Raw genomic sequence first — 12,644 nt, 5'->3', positions numbered from 1 at the left:
CCGTCCTCCGGGACGGGCCCGCTGCGTCGTTCCGGGACCCCTGCGGCGCGGTCGGGGCCGTCCTCCGGACATGGCTGACGGCGGCACGCCGTGGAGCGAGGCGTGCCGCCGTCAGGAGGCTCGGGCGACCGGGCGGACCCGGTCGGACCGGGTCAGTGGTAGTTCTGGTCCTTCGCGCGCTGCAGCGAGGCGACGATCTCCGCCTCGGCCTCTTCGCGGCCGACCCAGTTGGCGCCCTCGACCGACTTGCCCGGCTCGAGGTCCTTGTAGGTCTCGAAGAAGTGCTGGATCTCCAGGCGGTCGAACTCCGACACGTCGGAGAGGTCCGTGAGGTGCGACTGGCGCGGGTCCGTCGCCGGAACCGTGAGGACCTTGTCGTCGCCGCCGGCTTCGTCGGTCATGCGGAACATGCCGATGGCCCGGACCGTGATCAGGCATCCGGGGAACGTCGGCTCCTCGAGCAGCACCAGGGCGTCGAGCGGGTCGCCGTCCTGCCCCAGGGTGTTCTCGATGTAGCCGTAGTCGGCCGGATAGCGGGTTGAGGTGAACAGCATCCGGTCCAAGCGGATGCGTCCGGTGGCATGGTCCAGCTCGTACTTGTTCCGCTGGCCCTTCGGGATTTCTACCGTCACGTCGAACTGCACCCGCCTAGTCTTGCGCACGGTGACCTCGCGTGTTCCGCGGAGGTCACCTTTTTGGGGGGTGGGCACCATCGCGTCGAGCGGTTCGACGATCGTCACAGCGAAGACCGGACGGTTCCGTCGGCGCATCGCGCTGGGCGTCATCGCGCTGGTCCTCCTGCTCGTGGGAGGCGGCTTCGCGCTCGCCGGCGGGTTCGACGGCGGAGGGTCGACGGCCGCCGACGACACCGTGGAGGTGCCCGACGCCGAGCTGCCCGAGCTCGCCGAGGCGACTCCGGTGCTCGCCTCGCTCGACTCGGCGGCCCCCGCGCCCGACCCCGGACTCCTCGCCGCCCGCATCGGGCCGCTGCTGCAGGCCCCCGGCCTGGGCGCCGGCGTCTCCGCCGAGGTCGTCGACGTGGCCACCGGGGAGGTGCTGCTCGACCAGGACGCCTCCTCCCCGGCGGTCCCCGCGTCCACCGCGAAGCTGCTGACCGCGGCCGCCGCGCTCACCACGCTGGACGCCGCGCAGACCCTGCCGACGACGGTCGTGGCCGGCACCGCTCCTGGAGAGGTCGTCCTCGTCGGGGGCGGTGACCCGACGCTCTCGCGCACCTCGCCGTCGCAGACCTACCCCGGCGCCCCCACGGTCGCCGACCTCGCCGCCCAGGTGACCGCGGCCCTGCCCGCCGGCAGCCCGGTCAGCCGGGTCGTCGTCGACAGCTCGCTGTTCACCGGCCCGCTGACCGCCGAGGGCTGGGGCCCGGCGGACGCACCCTCCAGCTACGCCGCGCCGATCACCGCGACCGCCGTGGACGGCGCCCGCGTGAGCCCCGGCGCGCCGGTCCGCAGCGGCCAGCCCGGCATCGACGCCGGCGTGGCCCTCGCCGACGCGCTGGGCGCCCCGGGCGCGACCGTCGTCCTCGGCGAGGCGCCGAGCGGGGCCCGGACGCTGGCGACCGTCGAGTCCGCGCCGGTCGCGCGGCTGGTCGAGCAGGCGCTGTCCATGTCGGACAACGTGCTCGCCGAGGCGCTGGCCCGCCAGGTGGCGCTGGCCCGCGACCTGCCGGCCTCCTTCGAGGGTTCCGCGGACGCGGTCGTGGCCGCGCTGGCCGAGGCCGGGATCGACGTCGGCGGCGTGACCCTCGCCGACGGCAGCGGCCTGTCCCGGCTGGACCAGGTGCCCGCCGGCGTGCTCACCGAGCTGGTGGCCGGTGCCGCGGACGGCTCGCTGGAGGGCGCGTCCAGCATGCTCTCCGGCCTGCCGGTGGCCGGCTACGACGGCACGTTGTTCGACCGGGGGGACGCAGACACCGCCCCGGGTGTGGTCCGCGCCAAGACCGGCACGCTGCTCGGCGTGCACGCGCTGGCCGGCACCGCGGTCACCGCGGACGGGCGGCTGCTGGCCTTCGCCGTCATCGCCGACGAGTCGGGCAGCGAGGTCAGCGCCGAGGCGGCCCTGGACGAGGTCGCCGCCGCGCTCGCCGCCTGCGGCTGCAGCTAGCTCGCGCACCGGGCGACGTCGTCCCCCGTGGGTACCGTGGGCCGATGAGCAGCCCCTCCTCGATGGTCGACTGGACGCTCGCCGGCCGCACCGCCCGCCGGCTCGCCGGGCCCGGGCCGGCCACCACCCGGGAGGACGCCGCGGCGGTCGTCCGCGAGCTGCACGAGGCCGCGGCCACCGCGGTCGCGCACGTCGAGAAGCTCACCGGGCTGACCCCCGCCCTCGGCGGGCCCGTCCCGGAGGTCGCCGTCGTCGACCGTCCCGGCTGGGTCGACGCCAACGCCCGCGGCATGGCCGCGTTGCTCGACCCGCTGGTCGAGGCCCTCGCCGAGCGCACCGGCAGCCGGCCCGGCGCGCTCGCCACCGCCGTCGGCTCGCGGGTCACCGGCGTCCAGGCCGGCGGCGTGCTGGCGTTCCTCAGCTCCCGCGTCCTCGGTCAGTACGAGGTCTTCGGCACCGGTGGCCGGCTGCTGCTCGTCGCCCCGAACATCGTCGCGACCGAGCAAAAGCTCGGCGTCGATCCGTCGGACTTCCGGCTCTGGGTGTGCCTGCACGAGGTCACCCACCAGCTGCAGTTCACCGCCGTACCGTGGCTGAAGCCCTACCTCGAGAGCCAGATCGCCGAGTTCGTCGACGCGACCGACCTGACCACCGACGTCCTCCGCGAGCGGTTGCAGGACGTGCTCCGCGGCATCACCGAGGCGATCCGCGGGGACGACGGCGAGTCCGAGGGGCTGATGGCGCTGATCCGCGACCCCCGCCAGCGGGAGGTGCTCGACCGGATCACCGCGGTCATGAGCCTGGTCGAGGGGCACGCCGAGTACGTGATGGACGGCGTCGGCCCGGACGTCGTGCCGACGGTGCGCACGCTGCGCAAGCGGTTCGCCCAGCGCCGCAAGGGGCGCGGGCCGATCGACCGCGTGCTGCGCCGGCTGCTCGGGCTGGAGCAGAAGATGAAGCAGTACGCCGACGGGCGGGTGTTCGTCGGCGGAGTGGTCGACCGGGCCGGCATGGAGGGCTTCAACCAGGTCTGGGCGGAGCCTGCGAACCTGCCGCTCATCGAGGAGCTCACCGCTCCCGAGCGCTGGGTCGAGCGGGTCCTCGGCCGGCCCGCCATCCCCGCCTGAGCGTGGTCGGCCCCTCCGACGCGGTCGCGCGGGTCCGCGGCGCCGTCCGGCCGGGGCTGACCGGCGGCCAGCCGGTGCTCGTCGCCTGCAGCGGGGGAGCGGACTCCCTGGCGCTGGCCGCGGCGATCGCCTTCGAGGCGCCCCGGGCGGGGGTGCCGGCCGGCGCGGTGACGGTGGACCACGGCCTGCAGCCGGGGTCGGCGGAGCGGGCCGGGAGGACGGCCGGACTGCTGCGCGACCTGGGGCTCTCGCCGGTCCTCGTCGTCCCGGTGGACGTCGGGCCGGACGGCGGGCCCGAGGGCGCGGCCCGGGCCGCCCGGTACGCGGCCCTGGCGCGCGTCGCGGGCGAGCACGGTGGCCGGGTGGCGCTGGGGCACACCCTCGACGACCAGGCCGAGACGGTGCTGCTCGGCCTCGGCCGCGGCTCGGGGCCCCGGTCGGTGGCCGGCATGGTCGAGCAGCGCACGGCCGGAGGCGCCACCTGGTGGCGCCCGCTGCTCGGCGTCCGGCGGACGACGACCCGCGCGGCCTGCGCCGCCGCGGAGCTGCCCGTCTGGGACGACCCGTGGAACGACGACCCCGCCTACACCCGCGTCCGGCTGCGCACCGAGGTGCTGCCGCTGCTGGAGGAGGTGCTGGGTGGGGGAGTGGCGCCGGCGCTGGCGCGGACGGCCGGGCTGCTCCGGGCCGACCTCGACGCGCTGGACGAGCTCGCTGCCGCCCACCTGGCCGCCCTGACCTGCGACGACGGCCTCGCCGTCGCCGACGTCGCGGACCTCGTTCCGGCGCTGCGCACGCGGGTGCTGCGGGGCTGGCTGCGCGCTGCCGGGGTGCGCGACCTCCAGGCGGTGCACCTGGCGGCGGTCGACGCGCTGCTGGTCCGGTGGCGGGGGCAGGGCCGGGTGGACCTACCCGGCGGCGCGGGCGTCGTCCGGGCGTCTGGCACCCTGAGGCTGGAGCCCGTGCGCGACGGCGGCGGCCCGCCATCTGCACCACACAACCGCGAGGAGCCCGACGCGTGAGCGAGTCTGCGACCAGCACCGGGGCACTCGGCCCCGACCACGGATACGGGCCGGACATCGACTACGTGCTGCTGAGCGAGGAGCAGATCCAGGCGAAGATCGCCGAGCTCGCCGCCCAGATCGCGGACGACTACGCGGGCAAGGAAGTCCTCCTGGTCGGCGTCCTCAAGGGCGCGGTGCTGTTCATGAGCGACTTCGCCCGCGCGCTGCAGCTGCCCACGCAGATGGAGTTCATGGCCGTCTCGTCCTACGGCTCGGCCACCAGCTCCTCGGGCGTGGTGCGGATCCTCAAGGACCTCGACCGCGACATCACCGACAAGCACGTCCTGGTGCTCGAGGACATCATCGACTCCGGCCTGACGCTGTCCTGGCTGCTCAAGAACCTCGGCGGCCGGGCGCCGGCCTCGCTGGAGGTCTGCGCGCTGCTGCGCAAGCCCGACGCGGTGAAGGTCGAGGTGCCGGTGAAGTACATCGGCTTCGACATCCCGAACGAGTTCGTCGTCGGCTACGGCCTCGACTACGCCGAGCGGTACCGCGACCTGCCCTACATCGCCACGCTGAAGCCCGAGGTGTACCAGTAGCACCTGTCGACCCTCCGGGTCGACGACCGCGGCCAGGAGACGTGCCCCCGCTGTCCCGGCTCGGCGAGGGCCGGTTCCACGCCGTTCCTCGCGGGACCCTCCGGGCCCCACTCGTCGCGGCGTAGCCAGGGGATCCACAGGATCCCCGGTGTACCTTCGGGGCCGACGACGCTGCGCAGAGCGCCGGGGGTCCTGCCCGGGTCGCAGGCAGTGTCACCGGACGAGCAGGAGGGTCGACGGGCAGACCGGTTCCGCCGGTGCCCGGCATCGGTGTATGGAACGTAAGAAGTTCTACCGCTCCGTGTGGTTCTGGGTCGTCATCGTCGTCCTCCTGGCCCTCACGCTCTCCTCCCTCTTCCGCGGCGGCGGCAGCCTCCAGGAGGTCTCCACCGCCACGGCGTTGACGCAGATCGAGGACGGCAACGTCGAGTCCGCGACGCTCAACACCAAGGAGCAGACCCTCGAGCTCGAGCTCCGGTCGGAGGTCGAGGGCAGCACCGAGGTGACGGCCTCGTACCCGCTGGCCGTCGAGGACGTGATCGTCGAGCTGCTGCGGGAGAACGACACCGAGGACTTCGACACCAACGTCACCCAGGACAGCCTGCTGGTCAGCCTGCTGGTGAGCTTCCTGCCGTTCCTGATCCTCCTGCTGCTGCTGTTCTGGCTGTTCAACTCCATGCAGGGCGGCGGCCGCGGCGTCATGGCCTTCGGCAAGTCCAAGGCCAAGCAGGTCACCAAGGACACCCCGAAGACGACGTTCGCCGACGTCGCCGGCGCGGACGAGGCGATCGAGGAACTGCACGAGATCAAGGACTTCCTGCAGAACCCGGTCAAGTTCCAGGCCGTCGGCGCGAAGATCCCCAAGGGCGTCCTGCTCTTCGGCCCGCCCGGCACCGGCAAGACGCTGCTCGCCCGCGCCGTGGCCGGCGAGGCCGGCGTGCCGTTCTACTCGATCTCCGGCTCGGACTTCGTCGAGATGTTCGTCGGAGTCGGCGCCAGCCGGGTCCGCGACCTGTTCAAGGAGGCGAAGGAGAACGCCCCGGCGATCATCTTCGTCGACGAGATCGACGCCGTCGGCCGGCACCGCGGCGCCGGCATGGGCGGCGGTCACGACGAGCGCGAGCAGACCCTGAACCAGATGCTCGTCGAGATGGACGGCTTCGACGCCAAGGGCGGCGTCATCATGATCGCCGCGACGAACCGGCCCGACATCCTCGACCCCGCGCTGCTGCGCCCGGGCCGCTTCGACCGCCAGATCGCCGTCGACCGGCCCGACCTGCTCGGCCGCAAGGCGATCCTCTCCGTCCACGCCAAGGGCAAGCCGCTCGCGCCCGACGTCGACCTGGAGACCATCGCCCGTCGCACGCCCGGCTTCACCGGCGCCGACCTGGCCAACGTGCTGAACGAGGGCGCGCTGCTCACCGCGCGGCACAACGGCTCGCTGATCACCGACGAGACCCTCGAGGAGGCGATCGACCGGGTCACCGCCGGACCCGAGCGCAAGACGCGGGCGATGAGCGAGAAGGAGAAGAAGGTGACCGCCTACCACGAGGGCGGGCACGCTCTCGTGGCGCACGCGCTGCCGAACCTCGACCCGGTGCACAAGGTCACGATCATGCCGCGCGGCCGCTCGCTCGGGCACACCCTCGTGCTGCCCGTCGAGGACAAGTACACCCAGACCCGGTCGGAGATGATCGACACCCTGGCCTACGCCCTCGGTGGGCGGGCGGCCGAGGAGCTGGTCTTCCACGAGCCGACGACCGGCGCCGGCAACGACATCGAGAAGGCCACGTCGATGGCCCGGGCGATGGTCACCCAGTACGGCATGAGCGCCAAGCTGGGCGCGGTGAAGTACGGCAGCACCGACGCCGAGCCGTTCCTGGGCCGCGACATGGGCTCCCGCCCCGACTACTCCGAGGCCGTGGCCGCCGACATCGACGCCGAGATCCGGGCGCTGATCGAGGCCGCGCACGACGAGGCCTGGGAGATCCTGGTCGAGTACCGGCACGTCCTGGACCAGCTCGTGCTCGAGCTCATGGAGAAGGAGACGCTGTCCAAGGAGGACATGGCGCGGATCTGCGCGCCGGTCACCAAGCGTCCCTCGCTGGCCCCGTACAACGGGTTCGGCAAGCGCACCCCGTCGGACGAGCCGCCGGTCCTCACCCCGTCCGAGCGGGCCGGCCAGAACGGGGCGGCCGGCAACGGCCACGACCCCGCGCCGGTCGGGGACGTCGGCGCACCGGTCCAGCGGTGACCCACCGGATCGACTCCGCCCGCGCGGAGGCGGCCGTCCGCGAGCTGCTGATCGCCATCGGCGAGGACCCGGACCGCCCCGGCCTGCAGGACACCCCGGCGCGGGTCGCCCGCGCCTACGCCGAGACCTTCGGCGGCCTGTGGCAGGACCCGTACGACATCCTGGCGACCACGTTCGACGAGAACCACGACGAGCTCGTGCTGGTCAAGGACATCCCGATGTACTCGACCTGCGAGCACCACCTCGTGCCCTTCCACGGGGTCGCGCACGTGGGCTACATCCCCGGCACCGACGGCCGGGTGACCGGGCTGTCGAAGATCGCCCGGCTGGTCGAGGTCTACGCCCGCCGCCCGCAGGTGCAGGAGCGGATGACCCGGCAGATCGCCGACGCGCTGGACGACGTCCTCAAGCCGCAGGGCGTGATCGTGGTCATCGAGGCCGAGCACCTGTGCATGGCGATGCGCGGCATCCGCAAGCCCGGCACGACCACGGTCACCTCCGCGGTCCGCGGGATCTTCCGGGACAGCGCGGCCACCCGCAGCGAGGCGATGAGTCTCGTGCTCGGCAGGTGACGGACGCGGTGGGGATCGCCCTCCCGCGACCGGGACGCTGCCTGGTCATGGGCGTCCTCAACGTCACGCCCGACTCGTTCTCCGACGGCGGCTGCTTCTCCGACCCGGCGACGGCGATCGAGCACGGCCTGGCGATGCACGCCGCCGGGGCCGACTACGTCGACGTGGGCGGCGAGTCGACCCGGCCCGGCGCCGACCGCGTCGACGCCGGCGAGGAGTGCGGCCGGGTCGTGCCCGTCGTCCGCGAGCTCTCCGCCGCGGGTGTGCGCACCAGCGTGGACACCACCCGCGCGGAGGTGGCCGAGGCCGCCCTCGCCGCGGGTGCGCAGCTGGTCAACGACGTGAGCGGCGGGCTGGCCGACAAGAACATGGCCGAGCTGGTCGCCGAGGCCCGCGTGCCGTGGGTGCTCATGCACTGGCGCGGGCACAGTCGCGAGATGTACGCCGCCGCCCAGTACGGGGACGTGGTCACCGAGGTGTGCGCGGAGCTCACCGCGCGCGTGGAGGACGTCGTCGCCGCCGGGGTCGCCCCCGAGCAGCTCGTCCTGGACCCCGGCCTGGGCTTCGCCAAGCGCGCCGAGCACAACTGGGCGCTGCTGGCGGGGCTGGACCGGCTGACCGCGCTGGGGCTGCCGGTCCTGGTCGGCGCGTCCCGCAAGACCTTCCTGGGACGGCTGCTCGCCGGCCCCGACGGCGCGCCCCGCCCCGCGGACGAGCGGGACGCCGCGACCCTCGCCACCACGGTGCTGGCCGCCGAGGCCGGGGCGTGGGGGGTGCGGGTGCACGACGCGGCCGCGTCCGTCGACGCGCTGCGCACGCTGGAGGCCGTTCGCGCGGCGCGGAGGGTCCGTCGTGGCTGAGTCCCCGTCCCCCCGCCGCGTACCGGACCGCATCGCGGTGCGGGGGCTGCGGGCGCACGCCCACCACGGCGTCTACGCCTTCGAGCGCGAGCGCGGGCAGCTGTTCACCGTCGACGCCGTCCTCGAGGTGGACACCGCCCCCGCGGCCGCCGGTGACGACCTCGCCCTGACCGTGAACTACGCCGACCTGGCGCAGCAGCTGCACCGCGTGCTGGTCGGCGAGCCGGTCGACCTGCTCGAGACGCTGTGCCAGCGACTGGCCGACGTCTGCCTGGCCGACCCGCTGGTCGCCGCGGCGGAGATCACCGTGCACAAGCCGCAGGCCGAGCTGGGCGTGCCCTTCGACGACGTGACCGTGAGCATCCGCCGCGAGCGGCCATGAGCCGCGTCGTCCTCTCGCTGGGCGCCAACCTCGGCGACCGGGCCGGCACCCTGCGCACCGCGCTGGCCGCGCTGGCCGCCGACGGCGAGGTGGCCTCCTCCGGGCTGTACGAGACCCCGCCCTGGGGGCCGGTCGAGCAGCCGCCCTACCTGAACGCCGTCGCGGTCCTGGACGGCAACCGCGACGCCGCGGGCTGGCTGGCCCGCGCGCACGAGCTGGAGCAGGCAGCCGGGCGCACCCGGGAGGTGCGCTGGGGCGCCCGCACGCTGGACGTGGACGTCGTCACCGTGCAGGGGGCCGACGGGCGCCCGGTCCGCTCCGACGACCCGGAGCTCACCCTGCCGCACCCCCGGGCGCACGAGCGGGCGTTCGTCCTGGTGCCGTGGCTGGCCGTCGACGCCGACGCCGAGCTCCCCGGGCGCGGCCGGGTGCGCGACCTCGTCGCCGCCCTCGACCGCGCCGAGGTCGACGCCGTCGTGCGGCGGGACGAGCGGTGAGCCGACGCCGATGAGCCGACGCCGATGACCCCCGTGCGCCGTCGCGATCTCGCCGTCCTCGCCCTGGGGCTGGCCGTCGCGAGCTGGCTGCTCGTCCGCGCCTGGTACGGCTCGCTGCCCGCGCTGGACTGGTGGCTGCCCGCGCCGCTGGCCGTGCTGGCGATCGCCGAGGCGCTGGGCGCGCGCACCCTGCGGACCCGGCTCGCGGCCGAGCGGGACGCCCGCGCGGGCCGCGCGCCGCGACCGGGAGAGCCCGCGGTGCGCCGGGTCGAGCCGCTGCTCGTCGCCCGGCTGGTGGTGCTCGCCCAGGCCAGCGCCTACGTCGGCGCCGTCTTCACCGGCGTCTGGGGCGGGGTGCTCGCGCACGTCGGGCCGGCGGCGGACCGGGTCCAGGCCGCGGGCGGCGACACCGTCACCGCGGCGATCGGGATCGGCTGCTCGCTCGGCCTGGTCGCCGCCGCGCTCTGGCTCGAGTCGGTCTGCCGGATCCCCCCGGAGGAGACGGGACCCTCCGAGGGGGTCAGCGCGTAGCGCCCGCGGTCTCCGGCACGGTGCCCTCCACCGAGCGGCGCAGCGCCGCGTGCAGCGACTCCGGGGTGAGCACCCCCAGGAACCGGTCGCCGTCCAGGACGGCCACCCACCCCGCCTCGTGCTGCAGCATCGTGGCGAACGCGGCCTTGAGCGAGGCGTCCGCCGGCACCCACGCCTCCATCCGCCGGGCCGCCGAGCCCACCGTTCCGGCGCCGACGGCGCGGTCGAGCGAGAGCCAGCCGTGCAGCTTGTCCTCGTCGTCGAGGACGACGGCCCAGCGGGCGCCGGCCCGCTCCTGCGCGGCCCGGGCGTCGGCCAGGCCGTCGGCGACGTGCACCACCGGGGGGCGCTCCAGGTCGCGGGGGTCGATGCCGGTGACGGCGAGCCGCTTGAGCCCGCGGTCGGCGCCGACGAAGTCGGCGACGAACTCGTTGGCCGGCCGGCCGAGGAGCTCGGCGGGGGTGGCGTACTGCTCGACCCGGCCGCCCTGGCTCATCACGGCGATCCGGTCACCGATGCGGACCGCCTCCTCGATGTCGTGGGTGACGAAGACGATCGTCTTGCGGACCGCCTGCTGCAGGCGCAGGAACTCCGACTGGAGCCGCTCCCGCACCACGGGGTCGACGGCGGAGAACGGCTCGTCGACGAGCAGCACGGGCGGGTCGGCGGCCAGCGCCCGCGCGACACCGGCCCGCTGCCGCTGACCACCGGACAGCTGCGCCGGATACCGGTCCCCGTGGGCCGCCGGGTCCAGGCCGACGGTGGTCAGCAGCTCGTCCACCCGGGTCCGGATGCGGTGCTTGTCCCAGCCCAGCAGCCGCGGGACCGTGCCGACGTTCGCGCGCACCGTCTGGTGCGGGAACAGGCCGATGCTCTGGATGACGTAGCCGATCCGCCGGCGCAGCTGCTCGGGGTCGGCGCGGGTGACGTCCTCGCCGCCGAGCAGGATCCGGCCGGTCGTCGGCTCGATCAGCCGGTTGATCATCTTCATCGTCGTGGTCTTGCCGCAGCCGGACGGCCCGACCAGGACGGTGAGCTCGCCGGCGGCGAAGGTCAGGTCCAGCTCGGCGACGCCGACGGTGCCGTCGGCGTAGACCTTGCTGATCCCCTCCAGCCGGATGTCGACCGCCGAGCTGCCGGACGAGGGGGCGTCGGTCGAGCTCGCCGGTCGACCGGCCTGCGCAGTAGCGTCCACGTCGTGACCTTCCAGGACAGCGCCCGGTGCTGAGCGCGGGGGTGGACGCGGTGCTCGCGGTGGACGAGGCACCGAACCCGTGGTTCGACGGCTCCTACGTGGCCGACAACTGGGACACCATCATGGGCTACCTCGGCGAGCACGTCCGGTTGACGATCGGTGCGGTCCTGATCGGCACGGCGATCGCGCTGCCGCTGGCCCTCCTCGCCCGCCGCAGCCGGCTGCTGGGCGGTGCGGTGCTCGGCCTGTCCACGATCGTCTACACGATCCCGTCGCTGGCCATGTTCGCGCTGATCTTCCCGTTCACCGGGCTGAGCGCGACGACCGTGCTGGTCGGGCTGACCGCGTACTCGCTGGTCATCCTGGTGCGCAACTTCCTCGTCGGGCTGCAGGGCGTGCCGGCCGACGTGCAGGAGGCCGCCCGCGGCATGGGCTACGGCGCCGTGCGCCGGTTCTGGCAGATCGAGCTCCCGCTCGCGCTGCCGGCGTTCATGGCCGGGCTGCGCATCGCCACCGTGTCCACGGTCGCCCTCACGACGGTGGGCGTGCTGGTCGGGCACGGCGGCCTCGGGCAGCTGATCACCGGCGGGTTCAACGCCAACTTCTACCGGGCCGAGATCGTCACCGGGGCCGTCGGCTGCGTACTGCTCGCCCTCGTCGCCGACGTCGTGCTCGCCGGCGTCGAGCGGCTGCTCACGCCCTGGGCCCGGGCGGGGCGGGCATGACCGGCTTCGGCGACGCGATCGCCTACCTCAACGACCCGCTCAACTGGACCCGCCGCAGCGGCATCCTCGAGCTGCTGGGCGAGCACCTGGCCATCTCGGCGGTCGCGGTTCTCGCCGCGTTCGTCCTGGCCTTCCCCGTCGGCGTGGCGCTGGGCAGCGCGGGGCGGGGGGGCGGCGCCGTCGTCGTGCTGTCCAACGTGAGCCGCGCCGTCCCGACGCTGGCCCTGCTGACCCTGTTCGCGGTCAGCCCCATCGGCTTCGGCAACCGGGCGACGACCATCGCGCTCGCCGTCTTCGCGATCCCCCCGATCCTCACCAACACCTACGTCGGGTTCCGCGGCGTCGACGCCGACGTGCGGGAGGCCGCGCGCGGCATGGGCATGACCCGCAGGCAGGTGATCACCCGCGTGGAGCTGCCGCTGGCCCTGCCGCTGGTCATGACCGGCCTGCGGACGGCGGCGGTGCAGGTCGTGGCCACCGCCGGACTGGCCGCGCTCGTCGGCGGCGGCGGGCTCGGCCGGATCGTGAACCTCGGCTTCGGCCAGCAGGACTACGGCCAGATCATCGCCGGGGCCATCCTCATCGCGGCACTCGCGCTGCTCACCGAGCTCGCGCTGGTGCTGCTGTCGCGGGTCCTGACGCCCGGACCCGGGCGCGCCGCGCTGCTCCGGCTGCGCGACCGCACGGTCGCCGGGCAGCCGGAACCCACCGCCAGCGGCGTGCCGCTCTGACCCCGATGCGGAAACGCATTGCGTTGCGCGCAACACTTCGGTT

General features: G+C 74.4%; 14 protein-coding genes. 12 read left to right on the top strand and 2 right to left on the bottom strand.

Annotated features, from left to right (window positions below; translation table 11 throughout):
• Window positions 1-152 precede the first annotated feature (152 nt).
• The gene (locus CRP29_RS03940) at window positions 153-644 is read right to left on the bottom strand and encodes an inorganic diphosphatase (RefSeq protein WP_176522812.1); all 492 of its coding nucleotides are present in this window, start codon (window positions 642-644) and stop codon (window positions 153-155) included.
• A 58-nt stretch (window positions 645-702) separates the two neighbouring features.
• On the opposite strand from CRP29_RS03940, the gene dacB reads away from it, so the two are divergent.
• From dacB to CRP29_RS03890, 10 genes are all read left to right on the top strand, one after another.
• Window positions 703-2,124: a D-alanyl-D-alanine carboxypeptidase/D-alanyl-D-alanine endopeptidase gene (gene dacB / locus CRP29_RS03935; RefSeq protein ID WP_097193695.1), complete on the top strand. Its 1,422-nt coding sequence runs from the start codon at window positions 703-705 to the stop codon at window positions 2,122-2,124.
• 44 nt (window positions 2,125-2,168) lie between these two features.
• Window positions 2,169-3,251, top strand: coding sequence for a zinc-dependent metalloprotease (locus CRP29_RS03930; protein ID WP_097193694.1), 1,083 nt, complete (start codon window positions 2,169-2,171; stop codon window positions 3,249-3,251).
• Between the two features lie 2 nt (window positions 3,252-3,253).
• Window positions 3,254-4,273: a tRNA lysidine(34) synthetase TilS gene (tilS, locus tag CRP29_RS03925; RefSeq protein WP_097193693.1), complete on the top strand. Its 1,020-nt coding sequence runs from the start codon at window positions 3,254-3,256 to the stop codon at window positions 4,271-4,273.
• The gene (hpt, locus tag CRP29_RS03920) at window positions 4,270-4,854 is read left to right on the top strand and encodes a hypoxanthine phosphoribosyltransferase (protein WP_097193692.1); all 585 of its coding nucleotides are present in this window, start codon (window positions 4,270-4,272) and stop codon (window positions 4,852-4,854) included. The genes tilS and hpt overlap by 4 nt, the downstream gene beginning before the upstream one ends.
• A gap of 274 nt (window positions 4,855-5,128) precedes the next feature.
• Window positions 5,129-7,108: an ATP-dependent zinc metalloprotease FtsH gene (gene ftsH / locus CRP29_RS03915; protein WP_097193691.1), complete on the top strand. Its 1,980-nt coding sequence runs from the start codon at window positions 5,129-5,131 to the stop codon at window positions 7,106-7,108.
• Window positions 7,105-7,680 (top strand): GTP cyclohydrolase I FolE, encoded by a 576-nt coding sequence (folE, locus tag CRP29_RS03910; RefSeq protein ID WP_097193690.1) that lies wholly within the window; start codon window positions 7,105-7,107, stop codon window positions 7,678-7,680. The genes ftsH and folE overlap by 4 nt, the downstream gene beginning before the upstream one ends.
• Before the next feature lie 8 nt (window positions 7,681-7,688).
• Window positions 7,689-8,540 (top strand): dihydropteroate synthase, encoded by an 852-nt coding sequence (folP, locus tag CRP29_RS03905; protein WP_245852394.1) that lies wholly within the window; start codon window positions 7,689-7,691, stop codon window positions 8,538-8,540.
• The gene (folB, locus tag CRP29_RS03900) at window positions 8,533-8,922 is read left to right on the top strand and encodes a dihydroneopterin aldolase (protein WP_097193689.1); all 390 of its coding nucleotides are present in this window, start codon (window positions 8,533-8,535) and stop codon (window positions 8,920-8,922) included. Before folP ends, folB begins: the two co-directional genes overlap by 8 nt.
• A complete protein-coding gene (gene folK / locus CRP29_RS03895; protein ID WP_097193688.1) occupies window positions 8,919-9,419 on the top strand; it encodes a 2-amino-4-hydroxy-6-hydroxymethyldihydropteridine diphosphokinase in 501 nt (166 codons plus the stop codon). Before folB ends, folK begins: the two co-directional genes overlap by 4 nt.
• Before the next feature lie 24 nt (window positions 9,420-9,443).
• Window positions 9,444-9,950, top strand: a complete 507-nt coding sequence (locus CRP29_RS03890; RefSeq protein WP_097193687.1) for a DUF3180 domain-containing protein — start codon at window positions 9,444-9,446, stop codon at window positions 9,948-9,950.
• Here CRP29_RS03890 and CRP29_RS03885 read toward each other — a convergent pair.
• A complete protein-coding gene (locus CRP29_RS03885) occupies window positions 9,940-11,145 on the bottom strand; it encodes an ABC transporter ATP-binding protein (RefSeq protein WP_176522811.1) in 1,206 nt (401 codons plus the stop codon). The two genes, CRP29_RS03890 and CRP29_RS03885, sit on opposite strands and share 11 nt — an antisense overlap.
• 26 nt (window positions 11,146-11,171) lie before the next feature.
• Here CRP29_RS03885 and CRP29_RS03880 point away from each other — a divergent pair, with 26 nt between their 5' ends.
• Window positions 11,172-11,870, top strand: a complete 699-nt coding sequence (locus tag CRP29_RS03880; protein WP_097193686.1) for an ABC transporter permease — start codon at window positions 11,172-11,174, stop codon at window positions 11,868-11,870.
• The gene (locus tag CRP29_RS03875) at window positions 11,867-12,601 is read left to right on the top strand and encodes an ABC transporter permease (protein ID WP_097193685.1); all 735 of its coding nucleotides are present in this window, start codon (window positions 11,867-11,869) and stop codon (window positions 12,599-12,601) included. The genes CRP29_RS03880 and CRP29_RS03875 overlap by 4 nt, the downstream gene beginning before the upstream one ends.
• Window positions 12,602-12,644 lie beyond the last annotated feature (43 nt).

It is taken from the genome of Blastococcus aggregatus, from assembly GCF_900221005.1.
Lineage (GTDB): Bacteria > Actinomycetota > Actinomycetes > Mycobacteriales > Geodermatophilaceae > Blastococcus > Blastococcus aggregatus.
The sequence above is the reverse complement of the archived record's forward strand: the minus strand, read 5'-3'. Positions and strand labels throughout refer to the sequence as shown.

Excerpts from the sequence above, each read along its gene's own strand:
- folK (WP_097193688.1), top strand. The coding sequence starts at position 8,919 with ATGAGCCGCGTCGTCCTCTCGCTGGGCGCCAACCTCGGCGACCGGGCC.
- CRP29_RS03930 (WP_097193694.1), top strand. The coding sequence starts at position 2,169 with ATGAGCAGCCCCTCCTCGATGGTCGACTGGACGCTCGCCGGCCGCACC.
- CRP29_RS03890 (WP_097193687.1), top strand. The coding sequence starts at position 9,444 with ATGACCCCCGTGCGCCGTCGCGATCTCGCCGTCCTCGCCCTGGGGCTG.
- CRP29_RS03875 (WP_097193685.1), top strand. The coding sequence starts at position 11,867 with ATGACCGGCTTCGGCGACGCGATCGCCTACCTCAACGACCCGCTCAAC.
- ftsH (WP_097193691.1), top strand. The coding sequence starts at position 5,129 with ATGGAACGTAAGAAGTTCTACCGCTCCGTGTGGTTCTGGGTCGTCATC.